At 61.9% G+C, this 14,985-nt stretch carries 16 protein-coding genes; 10 read left to right on the top strand and 6 right to left on the bottom strand.

Annotation, left to right across the window (positions count from 1 at the left end; translation table 11 throughout):
* Nucleotides 1-277: 277 nt before the first annotated feature.
* Entirely contained in the window at nucleotides 278-775 is a 498-nt protein-coding gene (locus AC1DWF_RS23680; RefSeq protein ID WP_476842110.1) for a DUF2165 family protein, read from the top strand.
* A gap of 48 nt (nucleotides 776-823) precedes the next feature.
* On the opposite strand, the gene AC1DWF_RS23675 is transcribed toward AC1DWF_RS23680, so the two are convergent.
* Nucleotides 824-1,150, bottom strand: a complete 327-nt coding sequence (locus AC1DWF_RS23675) for a hypothetical protein (RefSeq protein WP_476785001.1) — start codon at nucleotides 1,148-1,150, stop codon at nucleotides 824-826.
* A 60-nt stretch (nucleotides 1,151-1,210) separates the two neighbouring features.
* Here AC1DWF_RS23675 and AC1DWF_RS23670 point away from each other — a divergent pair, with 60 nt between their 5' ends.
* The 3 genes from AC1DWF_RS23670 to AC1DWF_RS23660 all read left to right on the top strand — a co-directional run bounded on the left by AC1DWF_RS23670 (nucleotide 1,211) and on the right by AC1DWF_RS23660 (nucleotide 4,010).
* Nucleotides 1,211-1,669 (top strand): MarR family winged helix-turn-helix transcriptional regulator, encoded by a 459-nt coding sequence (locus AC1DWF_RS23670; RefSeq protein ID WP_476785000.1) that lies wholly within the window; start codon nucleotides 1,211-1,213, stop codon nucleotides 1,667-1,669.
* 98 nt (nucleotides 1,670-1,767) lie between these two features.
* The gene (gene guaA, locus AC1DWF_RS23665) at nucleotides 1,768-3,330 is read left to right on the top strand and encodes a glutamine-hydrolyzing GMP synthase (RefSeq protein WP_476787746.1); all 1,563 of its coding nucleotides are present in this window, start codon (nucleotides 1,768-1,770) and stop codon (nucleotides 3,328-3,330) included.
* A gap of 320 nt (nucleotides 3,331-3,650) precedes the next feature.
* Nucleotides 3,651-4,010, top strand: a complete 360-nt coding sequence (locus tag AC1DWF_RS23660) for an amidohydrolase family protein (RefSeq protein ID WP_476842109.1) — start codon at nucleotides 3,651-3,653, stop codon at nucleotides 4,008-4,010.
* 74 nt (nucleotides 4,011-4,084) lie between these two features.
* Here AC1DWF_RS23660 and AC1DWF_RS23655 read toward each other — a convergent pair whose 3' ends face one another.
* The 4 genes from AC1DWF_RS23655 to AC1DWF_RS23640 form a co-directional block, all read right to left on the bottom strand.
* On the bottom strand, nucleotides 4,085-7,270 hold the full coding sequence (locus AC1DWF_RS23655; protein WP_476787745.1) for an efflux RND transporter permease subunit: 3,186 nt from the start codon (nucleotides 7,268-7,270) through the stop codon (nucleotides 4,085-4,087).
* Entirely contained in the window at nucleotides 7,267-8,508 is a 1,242-nt protein-coding gene (locus AC1DWF_RS23650) for an efflux RND transporter periplasmic adaptor subunit (RefSeq protein WP_476842108.1), read from the bottom strand. Before AC1DWF_RS23650 ends, AC1DWF_RS23655 begins: the two co-directional genes overlap by 4 nt.
* A gap of 348 nt (nucleotides 8,509-8,856) precedes the next feature.
* Nucleotides 8,857-9,495, bottom strand: a complete 639-nt coding sequence (locus AC1DWF_RS23645; protein ID WP_476782554.1) for a L,D-transpeptidase — start codon at nucleotides 9,493-9,495, stop codon at nucleotides 8,857-8,859.
* 4 nt (nucleotides 9,496-9,499) lie between these two features.
* Nucleotides 9,500-10,009, bottom strand: coding sequence for an invasion associated locus B family protein (locus AC1DWF_RS23640; RefSeq protein ID WP_476782553.1), 510 nt, complete (start codon nucleotides 10,007-10,009; stop codon nucleotides 9,500-9,502).
* A gap of 48 nt (nucleotides 10,010-10,057) precedes the next feature.
* On the opposite strand from AC1DWF_RS23640, the gene AC1DWF_RS23635 reads away from it, so the two are divergent.
* From AC1DWF_RS23635 to AC1DWF_RS23610, 6 genes are read left to right on the top strand one after another with little or no spacing between them, the layout of a single operon-like run.
* The gene (locus tag AC1DWF_RS23635) at nucleotides 10,058-10,351 is read left to right on the top strand and encodes a hypothetical protein (protein ID WP_476782552.1); all 294 of its coding nucleotides are present in this window, start codon (nucleotides 10,058-10,060) and stop codon (nucleotides 10,349-10,351) included.
* Nucleotides 10,348-11,427: an ABC transporter substrate-binding protein gene (locus tag AC1DWF_RS23630; protein ID WP_476782551.1), complete on the top strand. Its 1,080-nt coding sequence runs from the start codon at nucleotides 10,348-10,350 to the stop codon at nucleotides 11,425-11,427. Before AC1DWF_RS23635 ends, AC1DWF_RS23630 begins: the two co-directional genes overlap by 4 nt.
* A gap of 19 nt (nucleotides 11,428-11,446) precedes the next feature.
* Nucleotides 11,447-12,070, top strand: a complete 624-nt coding sequence (locus AC1DWF_RS23625; RefSeq protein WP_476782550.1) for a hypothetical protein — start codon at nucleotides 11,447-11,449, stop codon at nucleotides 12,068-12,070.
* On the top strand, nucleotides 12,063-12,770 hold the full coding sequence (locus AC1DWF_RS23620) for a hypothetical protein (protein WP_476782549.1): 708 nt from the start codon (nucleotides 12,063-12,065) through the stop codon (nucleotides 12,768-12,770). Before AC1DWF_RS23625 ends, AC1DWF_RS23620 begins: the two co-directional genes overlap by 8 nt.
* Nucleotides 12,770-13,834, top strand: a complete 1,065-nt coding sequence (locus AC1DWF_RS23615; protein ID WP_476782548.1) for a FecCD family ABC transporter permease — start codon at nucleotides 12,770-12,772, stop codon at nucleotides 13,832-13,834. The genes AC1DWF_RS23620 and AC1DWF_RS23615 overlap by 1 nt, the downstream gene beginning before the upstream one ends.
* A gap of 2 nt (nucleotides 13,835-13,836) precedes the next feature.
* Nucleotides 13,837-14,595 carry an ABC transporter ATP-binding protein gene (locus tag AC1DWF_RS23610; RefSeq protein ID WP_476782547.1) on the top strand — a complete coding sequence of 253 codons (759 nt, stop codon included), beginning with the start codon at nucleotides 13,837-13,839 and terminating at the stop codon, nucleotides 14,593-14,595.
* 8 nt (nucleotides 14,596-14,603) lie between these two features.
* Here AC1DWF_RS23610 and AC1DWF_RS23605 read toward each other — a convergent pair.
* Nucleotides 14,604-14,985: cupin domain-containing protein (locus tag AC1DWF_RS23605; protein WP_476842107.1), on the bottom strand; the 382-nt coding region annotated here is incomplete at its 5' end.

Raw genomic sequence — 14,985 nt, 5'->3', positions numbered from 1 at the left:
GGACCGAATATCTCCATGTCGTCGACGAGAAGCTGGCACATGCCGTGCGCCTGCTGGGTCAGGCGATAAGCAGCGGCGAACTGAAGCTTTAGCCACCGGCGGGGCTTGCCGCTGCGCTCTTTTGTCATGAGTTTTGCCAGCACGTTTGATGTATGCGGCGCATAGTCGTGCACGCTCATCGACGCTGAGGCTTTTTCTGATCCGCGCTCTGTTGCGCGGGGCGGGTGGAGCAACGGTGTCGAAGCGTGCATGCGCCTTTTCAGGAGTAGCCTACGAAATGATGATCATCCGCATATCCAAGACGGCAGCCGTTGCCGCCACAGCTTTGTTTTCCACCCTCGTCGCCTTCGGCAATCTGACCGACTACGGCACCAATTTCGCCTTCGTGCAGCATGTCATGAGCATGGACACGATCTTCCCGGACGCAGCCATCAAATATCGCGCGATCACCAATCCGGCGCTTCACAACCTGTTTTACTTCCTGATCATTGCCGCTGAAGCGCTGACGGCCATCCTGTGCTGGATCGGCGCGTATCGCCTCGCCACAAATCTTCGCAATGATGCGCGCAGCTTCAATGCTTCCAAGACACTGTCGATTGCCGGCCTGACGCTCGGCTTCCTGGTCTGGCAGGTCGGCTTCATGTCGGTTGGCGGCKAGTGGTTCGGCATGTGGATGTCGAAGACCTGGAACGGCGTTCCCGACGCATTCCGCTTCTTCATCACCATCTTGCTGGTGCTGGTCTTTGTTGCCCAGCGCGACGAAGAACTCGCCTGATGAATTTGGATGGTCGTCCCTTGGGCGACCATCCCCGCCTAGCTGGGTCTACCGTGCCGCGCGCGGCAAGTCCTTGGCGTTGCCGAACAGGACGCCGAGCAGCTTCACCCTGACATCGCGATCCATGTTGATGTAGGTCACTGCCCCGGCCTTGTGGTCGATCTTCCAGCGGCCGACCGCGCCATTATCCCAGTCGACGACATAACCACCGTCAGCGAGTTTCCACACGCCCGTCCTGGTCTCGCCGTCTTCCAGCAGCATGTGCGCCGTCTCGCCTTGCTCGAAATAGACGTAGGCTTCCTTGCCGTTGTGATCGAGCACATGGGTCGTGCCCGGCACGATTAGCTCCAGTGCGGATCTGTCGAGAATTGCCATTGCCATCTCCTTCGGATACCAAGTTCGTCAAGAACCTTGACGTTAAACGTGAATGGAAAAATGGTCAAGAAGCTTGACGAAAATGCCGAGGCACCTTTGCCCGACCATGTCGGCTGGCGTCTTTGGCAGGCAAGCCGTGCCTGGCAGGCCGAGTTTTCAGCTGCCATGCGTGCCTCCGGCCACGTTTGGTTCAGTGAAAGCCGCGCCGGTCTGCTCGGCCACATCCCCCGCAATGGCATCCGCCAGTCATCATTGATCGAGCGGGCAGGCATCTCCAAGCAGGCGGTGCAGCAACTTCTCGATGGCCTCGAAGCGGAACGCGTCATCGAACGCGTGGCCGATCCGCAGGATAAACGCGGCAAGCTTGTGCATTACACGGCACTTGGATTGGCGGCACTTCGCGACGGCGACCGCATCAAGCTCGACATCGAGAACGGCTATCGCGAGCGGCTGGGGCAGGGCAGCTTCGACGCGTTGATGCTGGCGTTGCGCAGGCTTGATGACGGCCCCAGGCGTTGACGAACAAGTGGCAGCCTTGCATGAAGATGCGAATTCGCTCAGGCAGCCATGCACACCAAGCCATTGCGCAGACTCGAATCTTTCTTTAAACGCCCGCCATGAAGAACTCCGAGCACCCTGAAACCGTCCTCATCATCGACTTCGGCTCCCAGGTGACGCAGCTGATCGCGCGTCGCGTCCGCGAGGCCGGGGTCTATTCCGAGATCGTTCCCTTCCAGTTGGCCGCCGAGGCCTTCAAGCGGATCAACCCCAAGGCGGTGATCCTCTCCGGCAGCCCGCATTCGACCGTCGACATCGGCAGCCCGCGCGCGCCTGACGCCGTCTTCGAAGCAGGCATTCCGGTGCTTGGCATCTGCTACGGCGAGCAGACCATGTGCGCCCAGCTCGGCGGCAAGGTCGAGGCCGGCCATCACCGCGAATTCGGCCGCGCCTATCTCGAGATCGAAGACGAAAGCGCGTTGTTTGACGGCGTCTGGGCCAAGGGCACCCGCCATCAGGTCTGGATGAGCCATGGCGACCGCGTCACCGCCATTCCCGCCGGCTTCCGCGTCATCGGCACCTCCAACGGCGCGCCATTCGCTGCCATTGCAGATGAAGCCCGCAAGTTCTACGCCGTGCAGTTCCATCCCGAGGTGGTGCACACGCCCGACGGCGCAAAGCTCCTGCGCAATTTCGTCCACAAGATCGCTGGCATCGAGAGCGACTGGACCATGCACGCCTATCGCGAGCATGCGGTTGAAGCGATCCGCAAGCAGGTCGGCGACAAGAAGGTCATCTGCGCGCTTTCGGGGGGCGTCGATTCCTCGGTCGCGGCCCTTCTGATCCACGAGGCGGTCGGCGACCAGCTCACCTGCATCCTCGTCGATCATGGCCTGATGCGCCAGAACGAGGCGGCCGATGTCGTCGCCATGTTCCGCGAGCACTACAATCTGCCGCTGATCCTGGTCGATGCCGCCGACCGCTTCATCGATGCGCTCGAAGGCGAGGCCGACCCCGAAACCAAGCGCAAGACCATTGGGCGCCTGTTCATCGAAGTCTTCGAAGAAGAGGCCAAGAAGCTCGGCGGTGCTGATTTCCTGGCTCAAGGTACGCTCTACCCAGACGTCATCGAAAGCGTCTCCTTCACCGGCGGTCCCTCGGTCACCATCAAGTCGCACCACAATGTCGGCGGTCTGCCCGACCGCATGAACATGAAGCTTGTCGAGCCGCTGCGCGAGCTGTTCAAGGACGAGGTGCGTGTGCTGGGCAAGGAGCTCGGCCTGCCCGACAGCTTCATCGGCCGCCATCCGTTCCCCGGACCGGGCCTTGCTATCCGTTGCCCCGGCGGCATCACCCGCGAAAAGCTCGAAATCCTGCGCCAGGCCGATGCGATCTATCTCGACGAGATCCGCAAGGCAGGCCTCTACGACGCCATCTGGCAGGCCTTTGCCGTGCTGTTGCCGGTCCAGACAGTCGGCGTCATGGGCGACGGCCGCACCTACGAATTCGTCTGCGCGCTGCGCGCGGTCACCTCCGTCGACGGCATGACCGCCGACTTCTACCACTACGACATGAACTTCCTCGGCCAGGCCGCCACCCGCATCATCAACGAGGTGAAGGGCATCAACCGGGTGGTCTATGACGTGACCAGCAAGCCGCCCGGCACGATCGAGTGGGAATGATTCAGGCCCATCCGAGCGCCGCCACAGTGTAGATATCAGCGGACTCGGCCAGCTTCGGCTATCGCATCGGCTGTCGATTTCAGGATGATGGAATCGACGCCCAAGGCGCGGAGCGCTCGCGCGGAAGGGCATCAGCATACTGCCGTTCGATCGCCGCCCTTAGGGCGTCAGGCTCCACCCTCGTCTGCTCGAAGGCGAGGCGCGCGGTGCCGTCCGGCAGATCGAGCGAGGCCAGCAGGAAATGTTCGGCCCYGGGTTCGCGCTGCTAGTCCTGCAAGGCGTAGGTTTCCGCCCGCTCGCAGAGACGCTTGATGGTGCTGATGTTATTGAGCTTTGATTTGATTCCTTGGAACATCGCAATTCCCCTATGTAGAACTGTTGTCTGCGGCGACGCCGACGAGTTGTCGCCGCTGGTCAAGATCCAGGCAGCCGTGACGCGCGAGACCGACGGCGCGCCGGATGTCGCAACCGCCATCGAGTGGATGACCATCAATCCGGCGCGGCTGCTGCACCAGGACAAGACCACCGGCTCGATCGAGGTCGGAAAGTTAGCCGATCTCGCGGTGATCGACCGCGACATCACCGAGATTCCGGCCAAGCAGGTCGGCGAGGCGAAAGTCGTGGCCACACTGTTGCAAGGCGAGCCTGTCTACGACCCGGACGGTATGTTCGACGAGTGATTGCGCGCCGCGCAGGCACTTGAAGTGGCGATCATCGGGGCGGGGAGGCTTGAGCCTCGCCCGCCCCGTATTCGTCAGCCCACGGGATCGCCTTCGACAGCCGTCGCGTTTGCCTCGGATCTGGTTGCTCGCCGCAATACCATCCGTCGGACGACGACGTAGAAGACAGGCGTCAGGATCAGCCCGAAGAATGTCACGCCAACCATGCCGGCGAACACGGCGATGCCCATGGCATTGCGCATCTCCGCACCGGCTCCCGTCGCAATGACAAGTGGCACGACGCCGGCAATGAATGCGAGCGACGTCATCAGGATAGGCCGCAGACGCAGGCGCGCGGCTTCGAGCGCCGCGGCAACTGGATCCCGCCCCTTCTTTTCCTCTTCATAGGCGAACTCCACGATCAGAATGGCATTCTTGGCCGCAAGGCCGACCAACACGACAAATGCGATCTGGGTGAAGATGTTGTTGTCACCGTTTGAGAGCCAGACGCCGCCGATGGCAGAGAGCAACGCCATCGGCGCGATGAGCAGGACCGTGAAGGGCAATGACCAGCTGTTGTACTGGGCTGCCAGGATCAGGAATGCCAGCAACACCGCCAGCGGAAACACGATCATGGCCGTGTTCCCGGCTTGCTTTTCCTGGAAGACCAGGTCGGTCCACTCGAACGCCATGCCGGCTGGAAGCGTCTCATGCAGGATACGCTCGATTGCCGCTGTCGCCTGCCCGGACGAATAACCCGGTGCTGCGCCTCCCGTTATGTCGACCGAGGGGTAGCCATTGTAGTGCATCACCCGGTCTGGTCCTGAACTGGTAACGACAGTTGCAAGGGCAGCGAGGGGAACCATCTCGCCTGCGGCATTGCGAACCTTCAGGCGTGCAATGTCGTCCACTTGAGCGCGGAACGGCTCGTCCGCCTGGACGATCACGCGATAGGTGCGGCCGAAACGGTTGAAATCGTTTGCGTACAAGGAGCCCAGATTGACCTGCAATGTCTCGAAGATCTCCGTCAACGGAACACCTTGCGCCTTGGCCTTGACCCGATCGAGATCGACCTGAACCTGCGGCGCGTTCATCTGGAAGCTCGCCATCATGCCAGCAAGTTCCGGCGCCTGCGCGGCCTTCGCCATGACCTCGCCCTGCACCTTGGCAAGGGCCTCGAGGCCTGCCCCGGAGCGATCCTCGATCTGGAGCTTGAAACCACCTATCGTTCCGAGCCCCGGCACAGGCGGCGGCGGGAAAATGCCGACGAAGCCGTCCGGGATCTGGCTGTACTTGCCCATCAGCCGTCCGGCGATCGCATTGGCTGAGAGCGACGGATCCTTGCGCTGATCGAATGGATCGAGCATGGCGAAGACGACGGCGGCATTTGGCAGGTTGACGAAGCCGTTCACGGAGAGGCCCGGAAAGGCCACGATGCTCTCGACGCCCGGCTCCTCCAACGCGATCCTGGACATCTCCTTGACGACAGCCTCGGTCCGGTCGAGCGACGCTCCGGATGGCAACTGGGCAATGCCGACGAGATAGTACTTGTCCTGCGTGGGCACGAAACCGGTCGGGATGCTCTGGAATCCCATCCAGGTCATTCCAACAAGTCCTGCATAGAGTGCCAGGATCACGCCGCTGATGCGGATGGCGCGACGTGCCGTGCCGACATAGGCGTTCGATGCCCTGTCGAAAAAGCGATTGAACAGACGAAAGAACCGGCCGAATGCGAAATCGATGCCACGGGTGAGCCAATCGCGCTTTGACCCGTCGTGGTGCGGCTTCAAGAGAACGGCTGCCAGTGCTGGCGAAAGCGTCAGCGAGTTGACCGCCGAAAGAACTGTCGAGATCGCAATGGTGACCGCGAACTGGCGGTAGAACTCGCCCTGAAGGCCCGACAGAAATGCGGACGGAATGAACACTGCGGCAAGGACCGACGTGATCGCGATGATTGGCGCTGTCACCTCGTCCATCGCCTTGCGGGCCGCGTCCTTCGGCGTTTCGCCAAGACCGATATGCCGTTCGACGTTCTCGACGACAACGATGGCGTCGTCGACCACGATGCCGATCGAAAGAACCAGGCCGAACAGCGACAATGTGTTGAGCGAGAAACCCATGAGATACATCACCGCAAGCGTGCTGATGAGCGATATGGGCACGGCAACCAGCGGAATGATGGAAGCACGCCACGACTGCAGGAACAGCACGACGACGATGACGACGAGAACGATCGCTTCAAGCAACGTCACCATGACGGCGGCAAGGGACGCGCGCACGAAGACGGTTGGATCGTAGGCAATCCGGTATTCCAGGCCCTCCGGAAAACCGCGCTGCAATTGCTTCATCTCGGCGTGCACGGCGTTCGAGACATCAAGCGCATTTGCACCTGGTCGTTGAATGATCTGCATCGCGACGGCCGGCTCACCGTCAAGCAGGCTACGCAACGCGTAGCCATCGGAACCGAGACCAATTCGCGCGACATCGCGCAGACGCACGATCTGCCCGTCCTCGCCCGTCTTGATGACGATCTCGCCGAATTGTTCCTCGCTGGACAGCCGGCCCAGTGTACTGACCGTGACTTCATAGCTCGCGGCCTGCGATGGCTGCTGACCCACCGAGCCGGCTGCGACCTGGAGGTTTTGTTCGCGAATAGCGGCGACGACATCCGCAGCGGTCAGTCCGCGTGCCGCGACTTTGGCGGGGTCCAGCCAGACACGCATGGCGTATTCGCCCGCACCCCATATGATGACGTCGCCGACTCCTGGCAGGCGGGCGAGCGTGTCGCGAATTTGGAGGCTGGCAAAGTTGGAGATGTAGAGGGGATCGTAGCGTTTGTCGGGCGATACAAGGTGCACCACCATCAGGATGTCGGGCGACGTCTTCTGGGTGACGACGCCGATGCGTTGAACTTCTTCCGGCAGGCGTGGCAGAGCCCGCGACACGCGGTTCTGCACCTGGATCTGGGCCATGTCCGGATCCGTGCCCTGGGCGAAGGTGACGGTGAGCGTCATCCTGCCGTCGGTCGCGGCCTGCGAGCTCATATAGAGCATGCCCTCGACGCCATTGATCGATTGTTCGAGTGGCGAGGCCACGGTCTCGGCGATGACCTGCGGGTTGGCGCCGGGATAACTAGCAGTCACCTGCACGGTCGGCGGGGTGACCGCCGGATATTCGCTCAGCGGCAGCTGAAACAGGGTGATCGCTCCCGCGATCAGCATGAGGGCCGAGAGAACGATCGCAAAGATCGGCCTATTGATGAAAAAGTGCGGCAGGCTCATCGACGTGCTTCCTGCGTATTGCCTTCGGCAATGCCGTCGACTGAGCGCTGATCAGGGGCCATCGCGATCCGGTTCGGGGTCACCTGCATGCCGGGTCGGACGAGCCCCTTGATGATGACCGTGTCACCAGGGTTGAGGCCGCTTGCAACGACGCGCAGCCCATCGMTCATCGCGCCCAATTCCACCGGCCGGTATTCGACCATGTCACCGGCACCCAGCACAAGGACGTAGCGCCGTCCCTGATCGGTCCCGACCGCTTGATCATCGATGAGAACGGTCTCGATCGGCGCGCTCGTGGCAAGCTTTGCGCGCGCGAACAGGCCTGGTGTCAGTCGGCCTTTGGGATTGGCCAGCACGGCTCGGGCGCGAATTGTCCCGGTGCTTTGATCGATACGGTTTCCGAGGAAGTCCAAAGTGCCCGAATGAGGGTAGCCTTTATCGGTGGCGAGCCCGACTTCGACGAGGAATGAGGTATCCTTGCGCCCCACGGCCTCGGGACGGGCTTCGCTTAGAAAACTCAGGTAGGTCGGTTCATCGATATCGAAATAAACATGTATGGGGTCGACCGACACGATCGTGGTGAGCAATGTCGCCGCGCCTCCGGACGCTCCGGTGACGAGGTTTCCTTCCGTCACCAGCACCCTGTCGACGCGTCCCGCGATCGGGGCAGTCACGCGGGAGTAGGAAAGGTCGAGCCTGGCTGCTGCAACTGCGGCCTTGGCCTCCAGCACCTGCGCTTGCCGCTCCTGCTTCCCGGACACGTCGTCATCATAGGTCTTGCTGGGGATGGCTCCGGAAGGCAGCAGCCGCTGCGATCGATCGAGATCGGTCTTGGCCTGGGAGAGCAGAACCTCTGCCCGTTGCAGCTGCGCTTCGGCATTCTGGAGCGCGACCTCAAACGGCCGCGGGTCGATCTTGAAGAGCAACTGGCCTCGTTCGACGAGACCACCTTCCGGCATGCTGACCGATTCAAGCATCCCGCCGACACGCGGGCGCAGTTCCACCGTTTTTGCGGCTGCCACGACGCCGGTAAACTCCGACGAACGTGCGATCACCCGCGTGACGACCTCAGCGACAGGCACCTGGGGCGGTGGCGAGGCCATGAGAGCGGTGCTGCTCGTTTCGCTTGAAGTCAGCGCCTGGCTGACAATGGCAGGCACACCATTGAAATAAGCAAGTAATGCGCCGCCCCCCGCAGCCGCTAATGTGAAGAGAAATATCCTGGACTTCCTAGTCATTTGTTCTACCTCGCCGTCAGAATGCGTGACGTCTCCGACGGCACTGCTTGATGATTTGCGGCGACGGTAGTGTTTCTAGTGACTGGAAGGTCAACAGACGTTTTGCGGCCGTTGCAAAGCCGCGCTGCCGACACTTTTCTGAGAGAATGCCGTTCTAGGAGAGGGCGTTGCCGGCGCAACGTGCCGTCGTCAGTTGGTGGAAGGCACAGCAGGCGGATTGTTGATTCTGGCCGCCGGGCGGCTGGCCGTAGGCTAGATCGGAATGGGGCTCTATCTTATGGAAACCGGTTACCATTTTACGGGATCATGTTCCAGCTGGCAGGCCATATGGCCCACGCAGGTTCGTTCCTACAGCACGACCACGCGCGCGCCGTTTGGGGCTTTTTCGTAGAGATCGATCACGTCCTCGTTGAGCATGCGGATGCAGCCGGAGGACGCCTCGGTGCCGATGGTCCATGGTTCGGAGGTGCCGTGGATGCGGTAAAGCGTGTCGACGCCGCCATTGTAGAGATACAGCGCGCGTGCACCGAGCGGGTTTTGCGGTCCCGGTTCGATCCTGCGCGGCAATTGCGGGGTCTGGCTGTGCATGTCGTCGGTCGGATACCAGGCCGGCCACTTGGCCTTGCGTCCGATCGTTGCGTTGCCCGACCAGGCATGACCTGTCGCCCCAACAGCGATGCCGTAGCGATAGGCGGTGCCATCGTTGCGAATGAGATAAAGCAGCTTTTCTCCGGTGTTGACCACAATGGTGCCGGCGCCATAGCCGGCCGGTGCCGCAACCACCGTTGGCTTGAGACGCGGATCAAACTTGCGCCGGTCGACGATGCGAACCGGATAGGCCTCGTTGGCATAGGCCTGCTGCCGGCTTTCGATCTCAGCTTTGGAAAGTGCCGGTTCGAGCGAACCTTGGCTTGTGCAGGACGCCACCAGAAACACCATGGCAACGAGCAGCAGCGCACGCCAGGGCATGCCCGACATCGCCGTCATTGCCCTAGCCGCCGGCCGCCGCAAGCTTCTTCAGCCTGTCCAGACTCTGGGCCAGGCCTTTCAGCGACACATCGAGGTTCACCGGTGCGCCCGTATCCGACGCAGTCATCGCCACGGTCAGTTTCTCGTTGGCTCGAAGCGCTGCCTCGAACTTGGCATCGACGACAACCGGGGCGACGCAGCCTTGCGGCAGGCAGGTCTTGTAGGCCGCCTTGGCATAGACATCGTCCTTGATGCGCAACGACAGCCCGGATGGCAGGTCGATGCCGAAAGGCGCGATGACCGTGCCGGCCAGCGGCTGCTTGTCCTTTGCTGCGCCTTCGAACACGATCATCAGCACGCGCTGGTTGGAATTGCCCTGCGCCAGGCTCTGCGACACCTGGCAGATACGTTTCGAGGCCGGCTCTTGTCCCTCCTGCTTGGGCGGCGCTGTATTGGCGCACTGAACGATCCAGTCGCCATAGGTCTCCGACAGCGCCGAAGGTGCAGCGTCCTGTGCACTGGCTTGACCCACCGCACCCAGGATCAGGGTCCCGCAAGCCGCGGCCAGGAAGCTGGACCTGTGCCTGCGCGGTTGCCCGGCTTGGCTGTTCGCCAGGGAGCTCTGGCCAATCAGAAGATGATGGACGGGCATGTCGACGCCTTTCATGACGGCTGGGGCAGACTCGGCTGGTTTAAAAAAACAGGTCGTACAAGCGAGAGATTGGACCGCGCGGAAGCGAACGGCAAGCAGTGCTGTGGCGATGCGTATAGCCAGCGGCCATATGAGCTTGCCCTAAGAAAAAACTTGACGACGATAGTCATGATTATTATCCGATGCCTGTCCGCCGCGATGGCGACAGGAGATTTCAGATGATGACAATCCGACATTCCGCTGCGGCCCTTGGATTTGCGGCGTTGGTCGCAACGTCCAATTTCGCCCAGGCCGAGGCGGTTTCCATTACGGATTCCCGCGGCCAGCCAGTCCAGATCGAGAATCCGGTCAAGAAAGTCGCGATCTTCCCGCTGCCCATTCCCGAGGCGATGATTGCCATCGATGGCGGAACCGACCGCCTGATGGCGATCAATCCGCGCGCGCAAAGTGCCCTGATGAAGGGCGTCATCGGCCAGCTTTTCCCCGAGATTGCCAACATCCGCACCGACCTGGTGGCGCCCAACTTCATTCCCAATGTCGAGGAAATCCTGAAGGCCGGCCCCGACGTCGTTCTGCAGTGGCAGGCCAAGGGCGACGAGCGCGTCGCGCCGATGGAAAACGCCGGCATCAAGGTGGCGACGGTCAGCACGGAATCGCGCGAGACCCGGCGCGGCTATATCGCCATGCTCGGCCAGATCTTGGGCAAGCAGGAACGTGCCCAGGCGTTCCTCGATTGGGAGGACAAGACGGTCAAGGACATTTCCGCCGTGCTCGCGGCAGCCGACCGCAAGCGTCCGCGTATCGTCTTCATCGACAGCATGAACGATAACGAGTTCGTCGTCTTTGGCCGCGAGGAAGCATATTTCACGGCATCGGGCCTCGTGAATGCCGCGACTGAAGCAGGCTTCACCGAAGGTTCGGTCAAGGTCGGGGCAGAATCGCTGCTGCAGTGGAACCCAGACATCATCCTGGTCAACTACTACAACGACACGATCAAGCCGGCCGACATCCTCAGCCACCCCGTCCTCGCCAGCCTAGACGCGGTCAAGAACGCGCGGGTCTACAAGACCCCGGCCATCGATCCGGCGACCGCTGCCGGGGGCGAGCTTGCCTATCAGTGGTTCGCCGAAATCGGCTATCCCGAATTGTTCGACACCGACATGCGCAAGGCAGTCTCTGATGGCTTCAAGTTCCTCTATGGCAAGGAGCTGACCGCAGAGCAGATCGACCAGCTGATGCAGATGGGCTGGAACGGCAACAGCGCGGGCTACGCCAAAAGCTTCGGCGCGGCCAAGTAACGGTCGGGGAGCAACTGACGTGAAGGATATCGGTTTCGTCACATCGGGCGATGGCGCGCATCTGCAATGCTTTCAGGACTACAAGGCCTGGCTGGATGAAGAGATTTATCTGCGCTTCATCGACCGCGTTGACCTGAGCGCATTCAAGGCGATCGTCGTCCCTGACTTCTCCAACCAGGACCTGCTGCGTAAGCATGCCCGCCAGCTCAACGACTATCTGGCGCAGGGCGGCTTCCTGATCGTCTTCGAACCGAACCGCATGGACGAATGGCTCGATGTCGTGTCCGTGCAGTGGTTCAGCCGCGAGACCGAAGACTGGAAGTGGTGGATGCGCCCCGGCGGACGCATGGAGGCCTATCAGCCGACGCCACTGCACTCGATGGCTCAGGCGATCCCGCTCGCCGACATGTGCTGGCACTTCTTCGGCGCGTTTCGTTTCCCCGAGGCCGCGACGCCGATCCTCAATCTCGACAATGACGAGGGCTGCCTGATGTTCGACCTGCCGGTCGACGGGGGCGGCAGGCTGATTGCCTCGACCATCGATCCGCATACGCATCATGGGCGTCGCTTCATGCCGGCGACGACGCGCTTTCTCAACGGCTTCTACCCCTGGCTCAAGGCGGAGGTGCAAACCCGTGGCTGAGACCAGATTTCGCGGCGGAAACAAGCCGCACCTGCTCTATGTCCGCTCAACCCGGAGCTACAATATCGATCGCATTGGCGGTCTGGTGCCGCAGGACTGGCGCTACAGCGCCATCGACATCTACGAACTCGAGGGCAGGGACCTCGGCGATGTCGACGTGCTGATGCTGTCGGGCATGCACGACCAGATCTTCCTCAAGTCGATCGAGCCGAAGCTTGTCGACTACCTCGCCTCGGGCGGCCATTTCCTGATCAACGGCCACATCATCATCCCGTGGCTGCCTTGCCTGTCGCCGTTCAAGGCGGTCAGCCCCAAGCCCTTCACCAACTGGATGATCCGGCCCGCCGAGCCGGGCGGCTATTTCGGCCGCATGGATTGTGAGAACTTCCATCGCCACGAAGGTATTTTGGGACAATACGCACGCGGCTATGCCGATGCACCCGAGGGTGCACAGTGGCTGTGCCTGATCGGCGGGCCGACGGCCGATGGCACCATCCACGAAGGCCCGGTCGACTGGGTCTGGCGCATGCCCGGCGGCGGCAAGGTGTTCATGCACAATGGCGACCATATCGAGCAGTTCTGCTCCGACCCGCGCCATGACCCCAACCTGTTCCAGGATATTCTGAGGGCCCTGGTCTTCACCGACGAACCCGCTGCGTATCATGAACCGTATCGGCCAACGCCGCCCGGGCCGGCATAATGTCTTCGATGGTCGATAACGACGGCACGACCACGGCTGCCAATGTGCGGGAGAGCGGCATCGGCTTGGCCATGCCCGCCCTTGTCGTTCTGCTTTTGGCGGCAATGGTCGGTTCGCTGTCGATCGGCCGCTATGGCGTTGGTCTTGGCGATCTGTCGACGCTGGTCTTGGGCTGGCTTGGAATCGGCCCGGGCCGCGCGGGCGTTGCCGAACCGGTGTGGCGGGTGGTCGAGCTGGTGCGCGTTCCGCGCATGCTGATAGGCGGTTTCGTCGGTGCTGGCCTCGCGCTTTCCGGTGCTGTGCTTCAGGGCGTCTTCCGCAATCCGCTCGTTGATCCGCATGTCATCGGTGTGTCCTCGGGTGCGGCCTTCGGCGGCGTTTTCGCGATCCTGCTTGGCCTCGGCGCCGTCGCCTTATGGTCGATGGCCTTTGCCTTCGGGCTCGCCGCGTTGCTGCTGGTCGTTGTGATGAGCCGCAAGTCTGGCCGTTCGTCGATCCTGATGCTGGTGTTGTCGGGCGTGGTCATTTCTGCGCTGTTTTCCGCCCTGGTCTCGCTCGCCACCTATCTCGCCGACCCCAATGACACGCTGCCGGCCATCGTTTTCTGGCTGATGGGATCGTTCGCCAGCGCAACGCCCGAACGCGCGCTGTACATGGTGCCGATCGTGGCTGTCTTTGCCCTGCCGCTGCTGCTGATGCGTTTTCGCATCAACATCCTGTCGCTCGGTGACGAGGAGGCCCGTGGGCTCGGCCTCAAGGTCGAGCCGACGCGATGGCTGGTGCTGTGCTGCGTCACGGGCATCACGGCTGCAAGCGTCGCCAATTCCGGCATCATCGGCTGGGTCGGCCTGGTGGTGCCGCATTTCGCCCGTTCGCTCGTCGGGCCCGATCACCGCAGGCTGCTGCCGGCATCTGCGCTGCTGGGCGCGAGCTTCATGCTGCTCGTCGATGTCATGGCGCGCTCGCTCATTCCAGCCGAAATCCCGCTTGGGGTGCTTACCGCCATCGTCGGCGCGCCGGTGTTCATGGTGCTGTTGCATCGAACCCACAATGAAGGCTGGTAGCGATGATCAACGCGCAGTCGCTGGGCTTTCGTTATGGCGCCGATGCAGCATGGCTGTTTCGCGATCTGTCTTTTTCGCTTGAGCAGGGGCAGACGCTGGTCCTGCTCGGGCGCAACGGGCGCGGCAAGACAACGATGCTGAAATGCATCGCAGGCCTCATAGCCCCGGCCGCTGGTACGATACGCAGTAGTGGCACTGTCGGTTATGTCCCGCAGCATTTCGCCTCGCCCTTCGCCTATTCGGTGTCGGATGTCGTGCTGATGGGGCGGGCACGCCACGTCGGGCTGTTTTCGAATGCGACAGCCCACGATAGGCAACACGCGGCAGACGCTCTGGAACTTGTCGGCTTGCAGGCGTTTGCCAAGCGCGCGATCGGCACCTTGTCGGGCGGAGAGCGACAACTCGTGCTTATCGCCCGTGCGCTGGCCTCGGAAGCCGATATCCTGCTTCTCGACGAACCGGCCTCAGCACTTGATTTCCGCAACCAGGCGGTGGTGCTGTCGATGCTGCGCCGGCTTTCACTGGAGCGAGGCCTCACCATCATCATGACGACGCATGAGCCGACCCATGCGCTGGAAATCGCCGACCGGGCAGTCCTGCTGCACGGCTCTGCCAGAAGCGAGGAAGGTCCCGTCGCCGCCATGTGCACGGAAAGCAAGCTCTCCGAGCTTTATGGCCTGTCGATGCGGCGGCTGGACTATCGCAGCGGTGAGATCCAGACGTCGAGCATCGTCGCCAACTATGCCTCGATAGATCGCTGACGGGCGGCTCAAGCCTGATCGATAAGCACCTGCTCCAGCCCCGATTCGGGTGCGGAGCAGACGCACAGGATCGTCGCCTCGCCAGTGCCGACCGAGACATAGCCGTGGCCCATGGTCGAATCGATGTAGACGCCGTCACCAGTGGCGAGCCGCGTCGGCGCATAGTGGTCGGTGTGGATTTCGATCTCGCCGTCGATCACATAGGTGAATTCCTCGCCGACGTGGCGGACCAGCGGGCCGAATTCTTCGAGCGTGCGGGCATGGATCTTGGCGATGATCGGCACCATGCGCTTGTTGATCAGGTCGGTGCACAGATAGCGGTAGTCGTAGTTCCGTGTCGCCAGCTGCAGCGTGTTCGCCGCAGAGACCACCGAACGCCTTGTGCGCTCC

Source organism: Aminobacter sp. P4_D5 (assembly GCF_056401815.1).
The sequence above is the reverse complement of the archived record's forward strand: the minus strand, read 5'-3'. Positions and strand labels throughout refer to the sequence as shown.